Annotated in this window: 16 protein-coding genes; 10 read left to right on the top strand and 6 right to left on the bottom strand. The window is 78.2% G+C overall.

The annotated features are described in order from the left end of the window. From ACI79L_RS17150 to ACI79L_RS17140, 3 genes are all read right to left on the bottom strand, one after another. Nucleotides 1-927, bottom strand: coding sequence for a sucrase ferredoxin (locus ACI79L_RS17150; RefSeq protein ID WP_456937931.1), 927 nt, complete (start codon nucleotides 925-927; stop codon nucleotides 1-3). A 19-nt stretch (nucleotides 928-946) separates the two neighbouring features. After that, nucleotides 947-2,071 carry a cupin domain-containing protein gene (locus ACI79L_RS17145; RefSeq protein ID WP_456937930.1) on the bottom strand — a complete coding sequence of 375 codons (1,125 nt, stop codon included), beginning with the start codon at nucleotides 2,069-2,071 and terminating at the stop codon, nucleotides 947-949. Between the two features lie 287 nt (nucleotides 2,072-2,358). Next, nucleotides 2,359-2,658 (bottom strand): BatC protein, encoded by a 300-nt coding sequence (locus tag ACI79L_RS17140; RefSeq protein ID WP_456937929.1) that lies wholly within the window; start codon nucleotides 2,656-2,658, stop codon nucleotides 2,359-2,361. Nucleotides 2,659-2,888: 230 nt separating this feature from the next. Here ACI79L_RS17140 and dinB point away from each other — a divergent pair, with 230 nt between their 5' ends. The 3 genes from dinB (at nucleotide 2,889) to ACI79L_RS17125 (ending at nucleotide 5,177) form a co-directional block, all read left to right on the top strand. After that, nucleotides 2,889-4,061, top strand: a complete 1,173-nt coding sequence (dinB, locus tag ACI79L_RS17135; RefSeq protein ID WP_456937928.1) for a DNA polymerase IV — start codon at nucleotides 2,889-2,891, stop codon at nucleotides 4,059-4,061. A gap of 136 nt (nucleotides 4,062-4,197) precedes the next feature. Continuing rightward, nucleotides 4,198-4,626, top strand: coding sequence for a DUF3040 domain-containing protein (locus tag ACI79L_RS17130; protein ID WP_456937927.1), 429 nt, complete (start codon nucleotides 4,198-4,200; stop codon nucleotides 4,624-4,626). A 179-nt stretch (nucleotides 4,627-4,805) separates the two neighbouring features. After that, the gene (locus ACI79L_RS17125) at nucleotides 4,806-5,177 is read left to right on the top strand and encodes a cupin domain-containing protein (RefSeq protein WP_456937926.1); all 372 of its coding nucleotides are present in this window, start codon (nucleotides 4,806-4,808) and stop codon (nucleotides 5,175-5,177) included. A gap of 27 nt (nucleotides 5,178-5,204) precedes the next feature. Here the strand turns inward: ACI79L_RS17125 and ACI79L_RS17120 are convergent, their stop codons facing one another. From ACI79L_RS17120 to ACI79L_RS17110, 3 genes are read right to left on the bottom strand one after another with little or no spacing between them, the layout of a single operon-like run. Beyond that, complete coding sequence (locus ACI79L_RS17120) at nucleotides 5,205-7,640, bottom strand: transglutaminase family protein (protein WP_456937925.1); 2,436 nt, start codon at nucleotides 7,638-7,640, stop codon at nucleotides 5,205-5,207. After that, nucleotides 7,637-9,052: a DUF58 domain-containing protein gene (locus tag ACI79L_RS17115; RefSeq protein WP_456937924.1), complete on the bottom strand. Its 1,416-nt coding sequence runs from the start codon at nucleotides 9,050-9,052 to the stop codon at nucleotides 7,637-7,639. Before ACI79L_RS17115 ends, ACI79L_RS17120 begins: the two co-directional genes overlap by 4 nt. Nucleotides 9,053-9,057: 5 nt before the next feature. After that, nucleotides 9,058-10,041 carry an AAA family ATPase gene (locus ACI79L_RS17110; RefSeq protein ID WP_456937923.1) on the bottom strand — a complete coding sequence of 328 codons (984 nt, stop codon included), beginning with the start codon at nucleotides 10,039-10,041 and terminating at the stop codon, nucleotides 9,058-9,060. 317 nt (nucleotides 10,042-10,358) lie between these two features. Here ACI79L_RS17110 and mraZ point away from each other — a divergent pair, with 317 nt between their 5' ends. The 7 genes from mraZ (at nucleotide 10,359) to mraY (ending at nucleotide 18,718) form a co-directional block, all read left to right on the top strand. Continuing rightward, the gene (gene mraZ / locus ACI79L_RS17105) at nucleotides 10,359-10,793 is read left to right on the top strand and encodes a division/cell wall cluster transcriptional repressor MraZ (protein WP_387994466.1); all 435 of its coding nucleotides are present in this window, start codon (nucleotides 10,359-10,361) and stop codon (nucleotides 10,791-10,793) included. A gap of 364 nt (nucleotides 10,794-11,157) precedes the next feature. Next, nucleotides 11,158-12,120: a 16S rRNA (cytosine(1402)-N(4))-methyltransferase RsmH gene (gene rsmH, locus ACI79L_RS17100; protein ID WP_456937922.1), complete on the top strand. Its 963-nt coding sequence runs from the start codon at nucleotides 11,158-11,160 to the stop codon at nucleotides 12,118-12,120. Further along, complete coding sequence (locus ACI79L_RS17095) at nucleotides 12,117-12,677, top strand: hypothetical protein (RefSeq protein WP_456937921.1); 561 nt, start codon at nucleotides 12,117-12,119, stop codon at nucleotides 12,675-12,677. The genes rsmH and ACI79L_RS17095 overlap by 4 nt, the downstream gene beginning before the upstream one ends. A gap of 2 nt (nucleotides 12,678-12,679) precedes the next feature. After that, a complete protein-coding gene (locus ACI79L_RS17090) occupies nucleotides 12,680-14,626 on the top strand; it encodes a peptidoglycan D,D-transpeptidase FtsI family protein (protein WP_456937920.1) in 1,947 nt (648 codons plus the stop codon). A 65-nt stretch (nucleotides 14,627-14,691) separates the two neighbouring features. Continuing rightward, the gene (locus ACI79L_RS17085; protein ID WP_456937919.1) at nucleotides 14,692-16,236 is read left to right on the top strand and encodes a UDP-N-acetylmuramoyl-L-alanyl-D-glutamate--2,6-diaminopimelate ligase; all 1,545 of its coding nucleotides are present in this window, start codon (nucleotides 14,692-14,694) and stop codon (nucleotides 16,234-16,236) included. Beyond that, entirely contained in the window at nucleotides 16,233-17,642 is a 1,410-nt protein-coding gene (locus tag ACI79L_RS17080; RefSeq protein ID WP_456937918.1) for a UDP-N-acetylmuramoyl-tripeptide--D-alanyl-D-alanine ligase, read from the top strand. The genes ACI79L_RS17085 and ACI79L_RS17080 overlap by 4 nt, the downstream gene beginning before the upstream one ends. Further along, nucleotides 17,639-18,718, top strand: a complete 1,080-nt coding sequence (mraY, locus tag ACI79L_RS17075; protein ID WP_456937917.1) for a phospho-N-acetylmuramoyl-pentapeptide-transferase — start codon at nucleotides 17,639-17,641, stop codon at nucleotides 18,716-18,718. Before ACI79L_RS17080 ends, mraY begins: the two co-directional genes overlap by 4 nt. Nucleotides 18,719-18,919 lie beyond the last annotated feature (201 nt).

The following is an 18,919-nucleotide window of genomic DNA, read 5'->3' as shown; positions in this document are numbered from 1 at the left end:
TCAGCGGACCGGGGACACCGACAGCGCCGTCCACGTGCGCGGGTGCGCCGCGTGCACCGCCCGGCAGGTCAGCTGGGCCGCCTCGGCCGCGGGCCGGCTCTCCACCCGCACCACGACGTCGCCGTCCGCGCCGCCGAGCACCACCTCGAACCGCTCGACGCCGTCGGCGTCCTCCGCCGCGGTGGTGGCCAGCCGCCGCGAGCCGCGCACCGGCAGGTCGTCGACGCCGAGCAGCCCGAGCCGCTCCCGCGCGGCCTGCTGGGCGGCCTGCGCCGGCAGCGGCAGCCCGGCCCGCCCGCGCAGCCACGGCAGGGCCACCTCGCCGCGCGCGTGCGCGGCGACCAGGTCGGCGCCGTCGCCGGGCACCTGCCCGTAGGCGAACCCGTGCGGCAGCACCAGCACGTTGGAGGCGAACCGGCAGCCGCCGAGGTGGCTGCACTCCCAGACGTCGGCGGGCGCGGGCATCGCCGCGGCCAGCGGCCGGCCGCGCAGCGCGCAGCAGGCGTCGTGCTGCCCGTGCGTGCACACCAGGTACGCCGGCCGGTCGGCGCGCTCGCCGACCGAGCCGTCCCAGGGCGCCTCGACCAGGTCGGCGTCGTCGGCGCGGGTCGACCACCAGAGACCCTCGCGGCCCGGGCGGCCGTCGGCGTAGGCCCAGCGGCGCCCGGAGTCCGCGGCCCGGTCGCCGGGCCGGCGGACCAGCAGCACCCGCACGCCCTCGGCGCGGGCGCGCGCGCCCAGCCGGGCGGTCACCTCCGGGTCGATGCGGGAGCCGGTCAGCGCGTCCCGGCCCCACGGGCCCGGCTGCTCGACGAGCAGCCAGCGCTGCGCCGGCCCGGCCGTGGCCACCGGGGAGTCCCCCCGGACCAGGGCCGTGACCGAGCAGCGGGTGGCGTCGAGCCGGCCGGCACGAACGGGGGCGGTCACCCGGGAGGAGGCGACGGGGTCACGACCCGGTCCCGAGGGCGGCGGCACGCTCCCCATCGTCCCCGCCGGCGCCGGGCGCCGGGGCGCCCGGTCCGTGCGGGCCCGGCTCGGGGGCGGTGGCCGGGACGCCGTCGACCCCGTGCGCGCCCTGCACCGCCGCGTCGGCGACCAGCGCGATCGACTCGGTGACCAGCCGGCGGGCGAGGACGAGCCGGTCGTCGGCGTCGAGGCCGGCCAGGTCGGCGACCTTGAGCTCGCCGGCCGCCAGCAGCCCCTCCAGCGCGGCGCGGGTCGAGGCGGGGAACTCCAGCCGGCGGCGGCCGGCCAGCAGCGCCACCCGCTCGCCCTCGGCGGTGGCCGGGGCGTCCCGCAGCGCGCAGCGCAGCCGGCGGCGCAGCCGCAGCACGGTGTCCGGGGTGAGCGCCGCGGCCGCGGTGGCCTGCGCCAGCGGCGCCACCGGCTCGGGGCGCACCTGCGACCAGGTCCGCGAGCGCAGCCGCTCGGCGACCTCGCCGGGGTCCACCCGGCCCAGCCACTCCTGCAGCGCGGTCACGACCGTGGCGACGTCGTCGCGGACCGACGCCGGGTCGGACAGGTCCAGGCCCAGCGGCAGGGCGCGGCGCAGCTCCCGGTCCTCGGCGGCCAGCACCCGCACCAGGTCCAGCGCGGACTCGGCCGCGGCCCAGCGGCTCACCGAGTGCACGCCGATGGTCAGGTGCGCGCTGGTCTGCCCGAGCGCCACCGCCGAGTGCAGGTAGCCGCGCGGCAGGTAGAGGGCGTCGCCCGGGCGCAGCACGGCGTCGACCACCGGCTCGCGCTCCGCGGCGGCGGCCACCGCGGCGGCCCGGTCGTTCCACGGCTGGGTGCGCAGCGGCTCCTCGAGCACCGGCTCGTGGACGGTCCAGTGCTTCTCGCCGGCGACCTGCAGCACGAAGACGTCGTGGACGTCGTAGTGCGGGCTGAACCCGCGCGAGGACGGCGGCGTGACGTAGGCGTTGACCTGCGTCGGGTGCCCCAGGTCGGCGGCGAGCTGGTCGGCGAACTCGACCAGCGGCGGCCAGAGCCGGTGCAGGCCCTGCAGGACCACGGTGCTGCCGTCGGCGAACAGCCGCAGGACGGCGTCGGAGGAGACCTGGTCGGCCACCTCGGCCCCGGCGCCACCGGAGGTGGTGAAGCGCTTCGGGTCGACGACGGCGCCGTCCTTGGCGATCCGCAGGAACGGCGTGCGCAGGCCGCGCCGCGACAGCAGCTCGTCGACGTCGGTCAGCGTCAGCAGGTCGGTGAACGACTCCCCGGTGTCCTCGGCGCGGGCGAGCAGCGGGCGGCGGGACCAGTACCGCTCGGCGAAGACCGCGGGGTCGAGGTGCGTGCACCGGCGCAGGGCCGGGCGGGCGTCAGCCCCGCCCGGCCCCGCGACGGCCGGGTCCTGGCTCAGGCCGAACCGTCCGCGCCACCGTCGGCGCCGCCGTCGGCGCCGCCGTCCGAGCCGCCACCGGCCGCGCCGCCGTCGGCCGGGCCGTGACCGGCACCGCCGTCCGCGCCACCGTCCGCACCGCCGTCGGCGCCACCGTCGGCACCGCCCCCGGCCGCGCCGCCGTCGGCCGGGCCGTGGCCCGCGCCGCTGTCGGCACCGCCGTCCGCCCCACCGTCGTGCTGGCCGGGCGTGCCCTCGCCGGCACCGCTGTCGGCCGGACCCTCCGTGCTGGTCATGTCGTCGTCGTCGAGCGCCATCGGGCTCCTCCGGGATCCGGGTCGGGACCGTCCGCCGGACGACGGTCGGTCGTGTCCCACCTACCTCGCCCGTGCGCCGGTCACACATGCGCCGACCAGCGAGTTCCCCGTGCGCCGGGACACGCCGGGGACGGCGCGCCGTCCCCCGGGGAGGGCCGCTAGTCTCCGAACAGGTGTTCGAGCAGGGAGGTCGCGTGCGGTCGTCGGGCGGGCGTGCCGAGGGGTGCACGGTGCTGCACGTCGACATGGACGCGTTCTTCGCCAGCGTCGAGGTGCGCCGGCGACCCGAGCTCGCCGGCACGCCGGTGATCGTCGGCGGCGCGGGCAACCGCGGGGTGGTCACCTCGGCCACCTATGAGGCCCGCGCGTACGGCGTGCACGCCGCCATGCCGACGGCGCGGGCGCTGCGGCTGTGCCCGACGGCGACCGTGCTGCCGGGCGACACGGCGCTGTACGCCGAGGTGTCCCGGGCGGTCATGGCGCTGTTCCGGTCGGTGACCCCGCTGGTGGAGCCGCTGAGCCTGGACGAGGCCTTCCTCGACGTGGGCGGGGCCGGGCGCCGGCTGGGCGACGCCGCCGAGATCGGGGAGTACCTGCGCGCCCGCGTCTTCGACGAGCAGGGCATCACCTGCTCCGTCGGCGTGGCCGGCACCAAGTTCGTGGCCAAGCTCGCCTCCACCCGCGCTAAGCCCGACGGGCTGCTCGTCGTCCGCCCGGCCGAGGTCATCGACTTCCTGCACCCGCTGCCGGTCGGCGCGCTGTGGGGCGTGGGTGCGAAGACCGAGCAGGTGCTGCTGCGGCTGGGGCTGCGCACCGTCGGCGACCTCGCGCACGTCCCGGCGCGCACCCTGCAGCGGGCGCTCGGCCCCGCCGCCGGCGCCCACCTGCACGAGCTGGCCTGGGGCCGCGACCCCCGCCGGGTGGTGCCCGACGAGCCGGAGCGCTCGACCGGGCACGAGGAGACCTTCCCCACCGACGTCGACGACCCCGCCGTGATCCACCGGGAGCTGCTGCGGCTGGCCGAGCGGACGGCGGCCCGGCTGCGCGCGGGCGGCTGGCTGACCCGCACGGTGAGCATCAAGGTCCGCTTCGCCGACTTCACCACCATCACCCGCAGCCGCACCCTCGGCGTCCCCACCGACGTCGGGCAGGACGTGTACGAGACCGCGCGGGCCCTGTTCGACGCGCTCGGGCTGGACCGGGCGCGGATCCGGCTGGTCGGCGTGCGGGCCGAGCGGCTGGTCCCGGCCGGCCAGGCGCCCCGGCAGCTCGAGCTCGGCGCCCGCGAGCACGGCCGGCGCGACGCCGAGCTCGCCGCCGACCGGGCGGCCCGCCGGTTCGGCGCCGACGCGGTGCGGCCGGCCACGCTGCTGCACCGCGAGCGCGACCGCCGGGTGCGCTGAGACGGCCCCCGGGACCGCCCGGGGACCCCCCGTGAGGGTGGTCACGACGGCGGTGCGGCGGGTCGCCGCGCACTCGCCTTTCGCACCCCGCCGACGGCTCGTATCCTCGGTGTCACCACCGGGTACGGGCCCGGTGGTGTCTGGCTCCGCCCACCTGGAGGTCTCGGTGCCGCTCTCCGAGCACGAGCAGCGACTGCTGGAGCAGATCGAGCGCGCCCTCGTCGACGACGATCCCAAGTTCGCCTCCTCCGTCCGCACCGGCGACCGCCGGCTGAGGGCCCGGCGAAAGCTCCAGCTCGGTGCGCTGCTGGTCGTGGTGGGCCTGGCCGTCCTCGTCGGTGGCGCCGTCGTCCCGTCCGTGCCGCTGGGCGTCCTCGGGTTCCTCGTGATGTTCGGCGGTGCCGCGCTCGGCGTCCTCAACTACCGCTCGGCCACCGGCGCCGTCGAGACCGGGCCGGCCGGTGCCCGCGGCGCGCAGGGCGGCCGCAGCCGGGGCGGGCGGCCCCGCAAGCAGCCGCTGAAGAACCGGCTCGAGGAGCGCTTCCGCCGCCGCTACGACCAGTAGCCCGCGAGACCCCCGCCGACGGCCGCCGTCCCACCCGGGACGGCGGCCGTCGCCGTTCCCGGGGGCATGGCCGTTCCCGAGGGGCAGCGCCGTTCCGGTGGCCGAGGGGGTCGACCCGCCGCCGGGGGGACGAGGACGATGGGGCCTGCCCGACGAGCCGATCGGGAGGGGGAGTCGCGATGACGCAGACGCAGCCCCTGGAGCACCTGTCCTTCGACCGCCCCGACGAGGTCCGGCAGGGCGAGAACTGGCGGCTGGAGCTGCTGCACCTGGCCGGCGGCGCCGAGGTCGGCCGGATCACCGTCCAGCCCGGCTGGCGGTGGTCCGAGCACGTCCGGCCGGTGGCCGGCACCGACCTGTGCCAGGCCCCGCACCAGCAGTACCAGGTCTCCGGCCGCATCCACGTCGTGATGGCCGACGGCACCGAGATCGAGTCCGGCCCCGGTGAGGTCACCTCGCTGCCGCCGGGGCACGACGCCTGGGTCGTGGGCGACGAGCCGGTCGTGGCCATCGACTGGCACGGCGCCTCGGTCTGGGCGACCCGGATGTAGGCGCGCCGGGACCGGCGGGGTCCCTGCTCAGGCGGCGGAGGTCCGGCGGGGGAGCCGGGCGGTGACCGCGGCCGCGAGCGCGCCGCCCAGCGACGCTGGCCACAGCAGCGCCCGCAGCCGGGCCCGCGGCGCCGCCGCCGCGGCCAGCCCCCGCCGCGCCCGGGTCAGCGCGGCGCCCAGGGACGGGTCGGTGGCCGCGCCGGGGCGGCCGTAGCTGGCCGCCTCCTCCGCGCGGGCCAGCCGCCCGATCGCGTCCGCCGCGTCGGGGACGCCGGCGCGGTGCGCGCCCCCGGCGACCGCGACGCCGTCGAGGGTGCGGGTCAGCGCCGCCGCCTGCTGCCGCGGGGTCTGCGCGGGGTCCCAGGGCAGGCCGAGGTCCCGCGCGGTCGCGGCGAGCTCGTCCCACAGCGCCGCCGGGCTGCCGCCGGCCACCCGGCGGCGCCGCTGGAGCGCGCGGGCGCCGGCCGGCGCGGCCAGCAGCGCGGCCAGCCCGAGCAGCACGCCGGTGGCGACCAGCACCGGGCGCGCCGACGCCGACTCCTGCGCCGACCCGGGCCCCTGCGGGGCGCCGGCGGCGGCACGGTCCCGCACGGGAGTGGTCGGCGCGGCGGGCGCGGTCGGCGCCGTCGGGACGTCCTGCGGGCGCTCGAGCACCTCCTGGTCGGCCGGCCGCGGCGCCCACGGCAGGTCGACGGCGCGCTCGCTGTCGATCGGGGTGGGGTCGAACGGCACCCAGCCGAGGTCGTCGAAGTACACCTCGACCCAGGCGTGCGCGTCGTCGCTGGTGACCAGCCGCCCGCCGCCGGGCTGCACCCGGCCGGGCGTGTAGCCCAGCGCGACCCGGGCGGGGATGCCCGCGGCGCGGACCATGGCGGCCATCGCCCCGGCGTACTGCTCGCAGTAGCCCTGCTTGAGCTGCAGGAAGTCGACGAGGTCGTCGCCGCTGGTGCCCGGCTGGGTCGCCAGGCTGTAGACGAAGCCGTTGGCGCGGGAGAAGTGGCCCTGGATGGCGCGCACCGCGTCGTAGGGGGTGGCCGCGCCCGCGGTCAGGCCCGCGACCAGGTCGGTGACGACGGGGTCGAGCGGCGGCAGCGCGGTGTCGCGTTCCCGCACGGGCGAGCCGGGCGGCACCTCCCCGGAGGTGCGCAGCTCCTCCTCGGTGGGGCGGGCCTCGACCGCGGTGACCCGGTAGCTCTGGGCCACGGTGCTGACGTCGCGGCCGAAGACGGTGCCGGTGGTGGGGTCGAACCGCCAGGCGCCGGGGTCGGCGATCTCCACCGTCAGCGGGGAGGTGAGCACCGGCAGGAACCGGTCGTCGTGGCCGACGGCGGTGATCGTCGCCTCGACCCGCCGCCCGTCCCGGCGCCCGGGCAGCGGGGCCAGGTCGTCGGGCTGGGCCACCGACGTCTCGCCGTCGAGGTTGCCCACCGTCCAGCCGTCCGCGGCGCTGTAGACGTCGAGGGTCACCACGCGCAGGTAGCCGGGGTCGAGCACCGAGGCGTCGAACCGCAACAGGTCGATCGGCTCGGGCAGCGTGAGCTGGCCCTGCAGCGCCGCGGCCGCGTCGAGCGCGGTGCCGGTCGACCCGCCGCCGCCCCCGGGGCCGAAGCCGGCGGCCAGCCGGCCCTCGGGCAGGGTCGGCACCACGCTGCCGCCCACCAGCGCGGCGGCCAGGGCCAGTGCGGCGGTGCCGGTCGCGGCGAGCCCGCCGGCGCCGCCCCGCCGCCCGGCCCGCGCGGCCAGCCGCCGCGCCTGGTCGGCCCACAGCAGCAGCGCCAGCCCCGCGGCCGGGGCCGCGAGCGCCGTCAGCCCGATGCTGCCGCTGACCGTGCTGACCGGCACGCAGAACAGGACCAGCAGCCCCAGCCCGGCCAGGGCCGGCTGCCGGCCGCCGACGGCGATCAGGTCGACGACGACGGCGACGATCCCGACCAGCAGCACGGTGAGCGCGAGCAGGCCGGTCAGCGGCAGGGCCGGCGTGGACTGCTCGCGGATCTCGGCCGAGCCGTCGGTGAGCACCGCGGCGAGGTCGCCGAGGGAGTCCGGGGTGGGCAGCCAGCCGGCGATCGCGTCGCCGGGGGCGAACAGCGCCGTCATCAGGCACAGCAGGGCGGCGAGCTGGCCCAGCGGCACCAGCGGCACGCCGGCGGCGCCGGCGCGGGCGGGCAGCGCCCGGCCGCCGGACGCCCAGGCCCACAGCGCCGGGCCGGCCGCGCGCAGCGCCAGCCCGGCGAGGGCGACCACCGCGACGGCCGCCAACGCCGGCGGCACCCAGGCCGGGCGGGTGAAGACCGGCGCCAGGGCGCAGCTGCCGAGCGCGGTGGCGACCGCGGCGGCCAGCGTCGTGCCGCCCTCGTGGCGCAGCGTGCCCGGCGGCACGGGCGCCGGCGGGGGCGCGGGGACCGGCGGCGGGACCGGCCCGCCGGACCGGACCGGGGGCGGCGGCGGGGCCAGGGTGGTCACGCCGGCACCCCCAGGACGCCGCCGGCCCGGGCCCCGGCGGCGGCCGGGGCGAGGTCGGCCCACACGGCCTCGACGGTGCGCGAGGAGTCGGCGACGACGACCTGCCAGCCGGCGCCACGCAGCAGCGCCGCGGACTGCTCCAGCTGGGTGGTCAGCGCCGAGCGCGCGGTGGCCGAGAGCCCGCGCCTGCTGCGGGCGCCGGGGTCGGCCCAGCTGGTGACGTCGAGCAGCACGGCGACGTCGGCGGACGGACCCGAGCGGACGGCGACGAGCTCGGTGAGGTCGTCGGGGCCGACCGCGCCGAGCAGCGCGACGACCGGCCCCTCGCCGGCCACCCGGTGCACCAGCTCCGCGGCCGGTCCGAGGCCGGTGCCCCGACAGGGGCCGAGCGCGGCCAGCCGGTCCAGCAGCTCGCCCGGTCCCAGGGCCGCCCGCGCGGCGGGGGCGGCGCGGCCGCCGTCCGGCGCGGTGGGGGTGAGCTCGCCGGCGGTGGTGACCACGCGCAGCGCCGCCCCCCGTCGCGCGAGCGTGGTGCCGATGCTCGCCGCGGCCTCCACCAGCCACTCGAGGCTGTCCTGCGGCGGCGCGGGGTCGCCGGGCGGACCGGGGACGGTGCCGCCGGCGGCCGGTCCCGGGCCCGCGGCGCGGGTGAGCAGGTGGGCGCGGGTGCGGATGTCGAGCAGCAGCGCCGCCTGGGCGCGCCAGGGCCGCTCCTCCAGCCGCACCATGAGCTCGCCGGTGCGGGCGGTGGCCCGCCAGTGCACCTTCCGCAGGTCGTCGCCGTGCCGGTACGCGCGGGTGCTCACGTCGTCCTCGCCGTGCACCGCGATCGAGCGGCGGGCGCCCTCGCCGCCGCCGCCGTGCCCGCCGCCCGGGCCGCCGGGCCCCAGCGGCCGGACCCGCGGCACGACCACCAGCGGCGCGCCGTCGGTGCCGCTCGTGGTGCGCTGCACCAGCCCGAACGGGTCGACCAGGCGCAGCCGCAGCGGGCCGAGCCGGAACCGGCCGCGGCGGGCGCCGGACACCCGGTAGCGCATGCCGGCGGTCGCGGCGGCGGGCAGCCGCTCGACGACGAAGGAGGGGGAGCGGCCGAGCTCGGGCGGCAGGTGCTCGGACAGCAGCCACAGCCGCCCGGTGCGCCGGTCGGCGTTGGTCACCTCGAGCAGCACCTCGGCGTCCTGGCCGCGGGGCACCCGCGACGGCGACACGGTGCGCCGCACGCCGACGCGGAACCGCTGCCGCGCGACGGCGACCGCCGACAGCAGCGGCAGCGCGAGCACGAAGACGGCGATCTGCACCAGCGGCCGCTCGCCGATCAGCGCGCCCAGGCCGAGCAGGGTGGCCCCCGCGGCGACCAGGCAGCGGCCGCGGAGGGTGAGCGAGGTCAGCGCCGAGCGCAACGGCCCACCCACGGCGGTCAGCGCCCGCGGAGCACGGGCACGGTGGACAGCAGGGCGGTGACCACCTGCTCGGCGGTGCGGCGCGCGGCCGCGGCGTCGGCGGTGAGCAGCAGCCGGTGGGCGAGCACCGGGACGGCCATCGCCTGCACGTCGTCGGGGAGCACGTGGTCGCGGCCGGACAGCGCCGCCGACGCGCGGGCGGTGCGCAGCAGCTGCAGCCCGGCCCTCGGGGAGGCGCCGAGCCGCAGCTCGGGGGAGCGGCGGGTGGCCTCGACCAGCGCGACGACGTAGCGGCGGATCGCGTCGGAGACGTGCAGCGACTGCACCGCCGTCACCAGCGCGCGCACCGTGCCGGCGTCGGCCACCGGCGTCAGGGAGGCCAGCGGGTCGGCGGTGCCGCGGTCGTCGAGCATGGCGACCTCGGCCTCGCGGTCGGGGTAGCCCATCGACACCCGTGCGGTGAACCGGTCGCGCTGGGCCTCGGGGAGGGGGTAGGTGCCCTCCATCTCCACCGGGTTCTGGGTGGCCATCACCAGGAACGGCCGGGCCAGCTCGTAGCTGACGCCGTCGACGGTGACCTGCCGCTCCTCCATGCACTCCAGCAGCGCCGACTGCGTCTTGGGCGAGGCCCGGTTGATCTCGTCGGCGACGACGACGTTGGCGAAGACCGCGCCGGGCTTGAACTCGAAGGCCCGGGTCTCCTGGTCGTAGACGGCCACGCCGGTGACGTCGCTCGGCAGCAGGTCGGGGGTGAACTGGATGCGCCGCACGCTGGCGTCGATCGAGCCGGCCAGCGCCTTGGCCAGCGTCGTCTTGCCGGTCCCGGGCACGTCCTCCACCAGCAGGTGGCCCTCGGCGAGCAGCACCACGAGGGCCAGGCGGACGACGTCGGGCTTGCCCTGGACGACGCGGGACACGTTGGCCGCGATCCGCGCGCCCTCCCCGGCGACGTCGACCGGCAGCCCCGCCGTCCCGTCCGCCGCACGCATGGTGTCGGTCACCCGGCCCACGGTACGTGCCCGCGGCGGTCCGCAACGTGTTCGCGCACCGCCCCCACCGGGCCCCTCCCGGGCCCCCACCACGGCGGCCCCCGCGACCCCTCCCGGTGGGCCGTCCCCCCACCGCGCCCCACCCGGCCGCCCCCCGCCGTCCCCGCGCCCCTGACCTGCACGCCAACGGGTGGAGCGGGTGGGTCACGACATGGTGTCGAGTGGTGTCTGGTGGGGCGTAGTGGGTTAGTGTGTGGCGCGGTGGGGAGCCAGGGCCCGTCCCGGGTCCGCGGAGGACACGAGGAGGACCACATGGGGGAGGTGATCCGGTGTTCGTCGGCAGCTTCGCCCTGCGTCTCGACGAGAAGGGCCGGCTCGCGCTCCCCGTCCGGTTCCGCGACCAGGTGGCCGACGGCATGGTGATCAAGAAGGGCCAGGAGCGCTGCGTCTACGGCCTGACCATGGCCCGGGTCGCCGAGCAGAGCCGCGCCGCCGCCAGCATGGCCCCCGCCGACACCGCCGAGGCCCGGATGCGCGCCCGCATGAGCTTCGGCTCGATGGTCGAGGTCGAGCCGGACAAGGCCGGCCGCATCACCATCCCGGCGAACCTGCGGCAGTACGCCGGCCTCGACCGCGACGTGGTCGTCGTCGGGGTCGACACCCGCTTCGAGATCTGGGACCAGGCCACGTGGGACGCCTACGTGGAGGAGCAGGAGGCGGCCTTCGCCGCCATGGAGAGCGAGGGGATGCCCACGCTGTCCTGACCCCGTCCCGCCGGTCGCCCCGACCCCCGCACGCCCGTCCGCGAGCCGACTTCCCCGCGGCTCGACCGGGTGCGGCCCGAACCGTCTTCCCCGCGGCTCGGACCCCGTGCGCAGGCGGCGCTCCCCGCCGCCGGTCGGACCGGCCACCGGCAACCGGCGACCCCCGCTCCCGCGGACGCCTCCTGACGCTCTTCCCCGGCGCCAGGCGACACCGCGGGGGCGGGGGTCTCCTCTTCCCCGGGTCCGGGAGGCCCGGTCCCCGCGCGGCACGCCCGGCGAGCTCCCCCAGCAGGCGCGCCGTCCGCGCCACCATGAGACACCCGCCCGGCGCGCCCCGCCGGGCCCGGCCCGCGAGGAGGACGACGTGAGCGCACCGGCGGCGCACGTCCCGGTCCTCCTCGACCGCGTGACCGAGCTGCTCGGCCCGGCCTGCGCCGCCGACGGCGCCGTGCTGGTCGACGCCACCCTGGGCCTGGCCGGGCACTCGCTGGCCCTGCTCGACGCCCACCCCGGGCTGCGCCTGGTCGGGCTGGACCGCGACCCGCACGCCCGCGCCGAGGCCGCCGCCCGCATCGCCGCCGCCGGCCACACCGACCGGGTCACCCTCGTGCCCGCCGTGTTCGACGAGCTGCCCGACGTGCTCGAGCGCCTGGACCTGGCCGAGGTGCAGGCGGTGCTGTTCGACCTCGGCGTCTCCTCGCTGCAGCTCGACCGCGCCGACCGCGGGTTCAGCTACGCCGCCGACGGGCCGCTCGACATGCGGATGGACCCCGGCGCGCCGCGCACCGCCGCCGACGTCGTCAACACCTACTCCGCCGCCGAGCTCACCCGCGTGCTGCGGGTGTACGGGGAGGAGCGCTTCGCCTCCCGCATCGCCGCCGCGATCGTGCGCGAGCGGGCGCGCGAGCCGTTCACGCGCACCGAGCGGCTGGCCCACCTGGTGCGCGACGCCATCCCCGCCGCCACCCGGCGCACCGGCGGCAACCCGGCGAAGCGGACCTTCCAGGCGCTGCGGATCGAGGTCAACGACGAGCTCGGTGCGCTGCAGCGGGCCCTCCCCGCGGCGCTGGACGCGCTCGCCGTGGGCGGGCGGATCGCCGTCATCACCTTCCACTCGCTCGAGGACCGCATCGTGAAGCAGACCCTCGCCGCCGGTGCCACCGACCGCACACCGCCGGAGCTGCCGGTCCGGCTGCCCGAGTACGGCCCGGTGCTGCGGCTGCTCACCCGCGGCGGCGAGGGCCCCACCGACGCCGAGGTCGCCGCCAACCCGCGCGCGGCGTCGGCCCGCGTCCGCGCGGCCGAGCGCACCCGGCGGCCGGCATGAGCGCCGCCGCACGCGCGTCGCGCGCCGAGCCCTCGGCGCCGGGGGAGCGGGCCGCCCGCACCCTGCCCTCCCGCCCGCTGCGCGCCCTGCCCTCCCGGCCGGCCCGCACCCGCACCACCGGCCCGGCGCCCCGGGTGGGGACCTCGCGGACGGCGTCCCGCACCGCGGCGCCCGAGCTGCGGCTGCTGCCCGGGGGCGCGGCCCGCACCCGCTCCGCGGCGGCCCGGCGCCGGGCGCCGTTCGTGCTGCTGGTCGTCGTCCTGCTGGTGCTCGCCACGATCGGCGCGCTGGTGCTCAACACCTCCATCGCGGTCAACTCCCTGCGGGCCACCGAGCTGCGCAACGCCAACGCCGAGAAGGCCGAGGAGGTGCAGGAGCTGGAGCAGCAGGTCGTCTCCGGCAGCACGCCGGTGCAGCTGGCCGCGGCCGCCGTCGCCGCGGGCCTGGTCCCGGCCGGCGCGGCCGGGCACCTGGTGATCGGCGCCGACGGCAGCGCCACCCTGCGCGGCACCCCGGAGCCGGCCCCGGACCCCGCCGCGGCCGGGGACGAGGGCTGAGCGTGCTCCCGCCCGCCCCCGGTCCCGAGCCCGCCCGCCGCACCGCCCCGCGCGCCGCCGCCCGCGGCGGCCGGGGCGCGCTGCCCCGACCCGTCCCGCGCGCCGGCGGTCCCCGCGGCCCGCGCGAGCCGCTGCCCCGCTCGGGCGCCTTCGTGCCGCGGCGCGCCCCGGGCAGCCGGCGGGTGGGCCGGCCGCTGCGGATGGGCGCCAAGCGGCTCCGGTGGGGGCTGGTGCTCGTCGTCGTCCCGCTGCTGGTCGTCGCCGGCAAGCTCGTGCTGCTGCAGGGCGTCGACGGCGCCGACTACGCCAACGCCGCCGAGCAGGACCGGCTCGCCGAGTACCCCATCTCCGCGCTGCGCGGCGCGATCGTCGACCGCAACGGCCACCCGTTCGCCTACACCGTCGACGCCTCCCGGGTCGTCGCCGACCCCACCGTCGTGGAGGACCCCGAGCGGACGGCGCTCGCGCTGACCGCCCTGCTCGACGTGCCGGTGCCCGAGCTCACCGAGCTGCTCGCCCGCGACGGCCGCTACGTCGTCCTCGCCCGCCAGGTCTCACCGGAGACCGTCGACGCCATCGACGCCCTGGGCCTGGCCGGGATCGTCTTCGAGGACGACCCGGTCCGGCTCTACCCGACCGGGGCCGTGGGCGGCCAGGTCGTCGGCTTCGTCGGCCGCGACGGCGACGGGCTGGCCGGAATCGAGCTGCAGTTCCAGGACGAGCTCGGCGGCACCGACGGCATGCGGCGGGTCGAGGTCGGCAGCGGCGGCCACCCCATCCCCTCGGGCATCGACGAGTCGACGCCGGCCACCGACGGCAGCACCGTCGAGCTGACCGTCGACCAGGACGTCCAGTTCACGACCGAGCAGCGGCTGGCGGAGGCCTGCTCCGACGGCGCGACCACCCGTGCCTCGGCCGTGGTGCTCGACGTGCACACCGGCCAGGTGGTCGCGATGGGCTCCTGCCCCGGCTACGACCCCGCCCAGGCCGGCAGCACCGACCCGGAGCTGCTCGGCAACCCCGCCGTGACCAGCGTCTTCGAGCCGGGCTCGGTGATGAAGGCGGTGACCATGGCCGCCGCCATCGAGGAGGGGAAGGCCACCCCGGACCGGGTGCTGAACGTCAACGGCCACATCCAGGCCGGCGACGCCGTCGTCACCGACGCCCACGACCACGCCCCGGTCGACTGGACGGTGACCGGCATCCTCGCCAAGTCCAGCAACGTCGGGACGATCATGCTGGCCCGCGAGGTCGGCGACGCCACGCTCGAGCGGTACCTGCGCGCCTTCGGGGTGGGGGAGGAGACCGGCGTCGAGCTGCCCGGCGAGAGCGGCGGCCTGCTCGCGGACTCCGACGAGTGGGAGGAGAGCCGCGCGGCCAACATCGCCATCGGCCAGGGCGTGTCGGTGACGACGCTGCAGATGGCCTCGGTCTTCCAGGCCATCGCCAACGGCGGCGTCCGGGTCGCGCCGCGCATCGTGGACTCGGTCACCGCGCCCGACGGGACGAGGTCGACGCCGGACGCGCCCGAGCCCACCCGGGTGGTCAGCGAGGCCACCGCCGACGACCTCGCCCACATGCTCGAGGCCGTCGTCGGCCCGGGCGGCACCGCGCCGCTGGGCGAGGTCGAGGGCTACCGGGTGGCCGGCAAGACCGGGACGGCGCAGCGGGCCAACCCGGAGTGCGGCTGCTACGCGGGCGGCGGCTACGTGACGACGTTCGTCGGGTTCGCCCCCGCCGACGACCCGCAGTACGTCGTCGCCGTCGACCTCGAGCGGCCCAGCAGCTCCGCCGAGGGCGGCCAGGTCGCCGCACCCGTGTTCGCCGACGTCATGCGCTACGTGCTCACCGAGCGCGGCGTGGTGCCGTCGGGGACGCCGCGGCCGGACTTCGCGCTCACCGGCGAGGACCTCGCCGAGGCCGCGACCGGCGGTCCCGCCGGCGACTAGTCGCGCACCGCCGAGGCCGTGCGGGTGCGCGGGGCGGGCGGGTGCCGACGGTAGATTGGGAAGACGTGAGCCCGACCGGAACCGGGTCGGTGCCCCGGCCAGCGGGGACCCGCCCGCTCGCCCTCAGCGCGCTGCGCGACCTCGTCGGCGACCCCGTCCAGGGGGACCCCGCCACGCCGGTGCACGGGGTGACCCTGGCCACCCCCGAGGTGCGCCCGGGCGACCTCTACGCGGCCCTGCCCGGCGCCCGCACGCACGGCGCCCGCTTCGCCGCCGACGCCGCCGCCCGCGGCGCGGTCGCCGTCCTCACCGACCCCGCCGGCCGCGACCAGGCGGTCGCCACGGGCCTGCCGGTGTGCGTCGTCGACGCGCCGCGCGCCCTGCTCGGCGACGTCGCCGCCCGCGTCTACGGCGAGCCGGCCCGCCGGCTGCCGGTCGTCGGCATCACCGGCACCAACGGCAAGACGACGACGGCGTACCTGGTCGAGGCGGGCCTGGCCGCCGCCGGGCGCGGCACCGGGCTGCTCGGCACCGTGCAGACCCGCACCCGCGCCCGCGGCGCCGAGACGGCCTTCCCCAGCGTCCGCACCACGCCCGAGGCGCCCGTGCTGCACGCGCTGCTGGCCACCATGGCCGAGTCCGGCGTCGACACCGTGGTCATGGAGGTCTCCAGCCACGCGCTGGTGCAGGGCCGGGTCGGCGGCGTCCCCTTCGCCGCGGCCGGGTTCACCAACCTCAGCCAGGACCACCTCGACTTCCACCGCGACCTCGAGGACTACTTCCAGGCCAAGGCGTTGCTGTTCGACGGCCGCGCCGCCCGCGAGGTCGTCGTGGTCGACGACGGGCACGGCCGCCGGCTGGCCGGGATGCTCGGCGGGCGCGCGGTCACCGTGTCCGCCGAGGGGAACCCGGCCGACTGGGCCGCCACCGGCGTCGCGCCGGCCCCCGACGGCGGCTCGGTGTTCACCCTCACCGGCCCCGGCGGCACGTGGCCCGCCCGCGTCCGGCTGCCCGGCCGGTTCAACGTCACCAACGCCGTGCTCGCCGTCGCGCTGCTCGACGCCGTCGGCGTGCCGGTGGCCGCGGCGCTCGAGGGGATCGCCACCGCCGTGGTCCCCGGGCGGATGGAGCCGGTGGACGCCGGCCAGCCGTTCACCGCGGTCGTCGACTACGCGCACACCCCTGACGCCGTCGCCTCGGCGCTCGCCGCGCTGCGTGGCGCCACGACCGGCAGGCTGGTGACCGTGCTCGGCTGTGGCGGTGACCGCGACCCCGGCAAGCGCCCCGCGATGGGCGCCGCCGCGGCGCTGGGCAGCGACCACCTCGTCGTCACCGACGACAACCCGCGCTCGGAGGACCCGGCCGCCATCCGCGCCGCCGTCCTCGCGGGCGTGCCGGCGGAGCGGCGCGGCAGCGTGGAGGAGATCGGCGACCGCCGGGCGGCCATCGCCCGCGCGGTGGAGCTGGCCCGGCCCGGGGACACCGTCCTGGTCGCCGGCAAGGGACACGAGACGGGTCAGGAGGTCGCCGGCACCGTGACGCCGTTCGACGACCGCGCGGTGCTCCGCGAGGTCCTCACCGCGGCGGCCGCCGGGGCGGCGCGCCGGTGATCGCCCTGACCCTCGCCGAGGTCGCGGAGGCCGTCGGCGCCGCGCTCACGCCCGCCGCCGACCCGGCGGCGACCGTCACCGGCGTCACCCTCGACTCCCGCACCACTGCCGCCGGCGACCTGTTCGTCGCGGTCGCCGGCGAGCGGGTCGACGGGCACGGGTTCCTCGACGCCGCGGCCGCCGCCGGCGCCGTCGCCGCGCTGACCACCCGCCCCGGAGGACCGCTGCCGGCGCTGGTCGTCGACGACACGGTGGACGCCCTGGGCCGGCTGGCCGCCGCGGTGCACGCCCGGCTGACCGCGGGCGGGCTGCTGACGCTCGGCATCACCGGCTCCTCGGGCAAGACCTCCACCAAGGACCTGCTCGGCCAGGTGCTCGCCGCCGCCGGCCCGACCGTCAGCCCGCCCGGCTCGTTCAACAACGACATCGGCCTGCCGCTGACCGTGCTGTCCGCCGACGAGGGCACCCGCCACCTGGTGCTGGAGATGGGCGCGCGCGGCGTCGGGCACATCGCCCGGCTGTGCGCGGTCGCCCGGCCCGACGTCGGCGTGGTGCTCAACGTCGGCTCCGCCCACCTCGGCGAGTTCGGCTCGGCCGACGTCATCGCGCAGGCCAAGGGCGAGCTGGTGGAGGCGCTGCCGGAGACCGGCACCGCCGTCCTCAACGCCGACGACCCGCGGGTGGCCGGCATGGCGCCGCGCACCTGCGCCCGGGTGGTCACCACCGGCCGGTCCGGCGGCGCCGACGTCCGCGCCACCGGCGTCACCCTCGACGACGCCGCGCGCGCCCGGTTCACCCTCCTCGCCGGCGGCGAGGAGCACCCCGTCGCGCTGCAGGTGGTGGGGGAGCACCAGGTGGCCAACGCGCTGTCGGCCGCGGCCGCCGCGCTCGCCGCCGGCATGGCCCCCGCCGCCGTGGCGCGGGCGCTGTCGGCCGCGGAGCCGCGCAGCCGCTGGCGCATGGAGGTCACCCGCCGCGCCGATGGCGTGACCGTCGTCAACGACGCCTACAACGCCAACCCCGAGTCCATGCGCGCCGCGCTGGCCGCGCTCGCCGGGCTGCCCGCGACCCGGCGGGTCGCCGTCCTGGGCGGGATGGCCGAGCTCGGGCCCGACGCCGACGCCGAGCACGAGCGGCTGGGCCGCGACGCGGTCGCCGCCGGGGTCGACCTGCTCGTCGCCGTCGGACCCGATGCGGTAGGGATGGTGTCGGGTGCCACGGCCGCCGGTGCCCGCCACGGGGAGGGCCGCGGGACGCAGGTCGCGTCCGTGCCCGACCGAGCGGCCGCTCTCGACCTGCTCTCGGAGGTGCTGGTGCCCGGTGACGTCGTGCTGGTGAAGGCCAGCCGGGCCCACGGGCTGGAGGTCCTGGCCGACGGCCTGCTGACCGCCGGGGCAGGCGCGTGAAGTCCGTCCTGATCGCGGCGGCCTTCGGGCTGTTCATCTCGATCCTGTGCACCCCGCTGGCCGTGCGGGCCTTCCGCCGGCGCGGGTTCGGGCAGGAGATCCGCGACGACGGCCCCGAGAGCCACCTGTCGAAGAAGGGCACGCCCACCATGGGCGGCACCGTCATCGTCGGGGCGACCGTCGGCGGCTACCTGATCTCCCACCTGTTCCTCGTCGGGCAGCCCAACCGGGGGGTGACCGCCAGCGGCCTGCTGGTGCTGTTCCTCATGGTGGGCCTGGGCACCGTCGGGTTCCTCGACGACTACCTCAAGATCCGCTTCCGGCGCAGCCTCGGGCTGAACAAGACCTCGAAGCTGGTCGGGCAGCTGGTAATCGGGGTCGCCTTCGCGGTGCTCGCGATCAACTTCCCGGACGAGGCCGGGGTCACCCCGGCCTCGGAGTTCGTCTCCTTCGTCCGCGACATCGACCCGCTGTTCCTCGGCTCGGTCGGCTTCGTGATCCTCGCCTACCTGTTCATCGCCGGGTTCTCCAACGCGGTGAACCTCACCGACGGGCTGGACGGGCTGGCGGCCGGCTGCTCGGCGATGGTCTGCGGCGCCTACACGATCATCTCGTTCTGGCAGTTCACCCACGACTGCTCCGGCGCGCTGGTCGACGGCTGCTACCAGGTGCGCGACCCGCTCGACGTCACGCTGGTCGCCGCCGCGGGGCTCGGCGCGTGCCTGGGCTTCCTGTGGTGGAACACGAGCCCGGCGCGGATCTTCATGGGTGACACCGGCTCGCTGGCCCTCGGCGGCCTGCTCGCGGGCCTGGCCGTGGTCACCCGCACCGAGCTGCTGCTGATCGTCCTCGGCGGCCTGTTCGTCGCGGTGACGCTGTCGGTGGTCATCCAGGTGGCCTTCTTCCGCGCCACCCGGCGGCGGGTGTTCCGCATGGCCCCGCTGCACCACCACTTCGAGCTCGCCGGGTGGGCGGAGAACACCGTGATCGTGCGGTTCTGGCTGGTGACCGGCATGGCCGTGGCCTTCGGGCTGGGCCTGTTCTACGCCGACTGGCTCTCCATCACCGGGCTGTGAGAAAGGACCTCCCCGCCTGGCCTGCCTGCAGGGTCCCGCCGCGAGCCTGCGAGTGGTGGGGGGCAGGGGGGTCCTTGCTCTCGCACGCCCGGCGGGGGCCCCTGCGAGGGGGCCGCTCCGGAACCTCACCGCGGGGCCCGGTCGGCGGCGACCGGACGCGACACGCGCCGTCGGTGCTCACGCTGCGCGGGCGCAGCGGCG

The organism is Geodermatophilus sp. SYSU D00684 (genome assembly GCF_054050455.1).
This window is presented reverse-complemented; position numbering and strand designations above follow the sequence as displayed.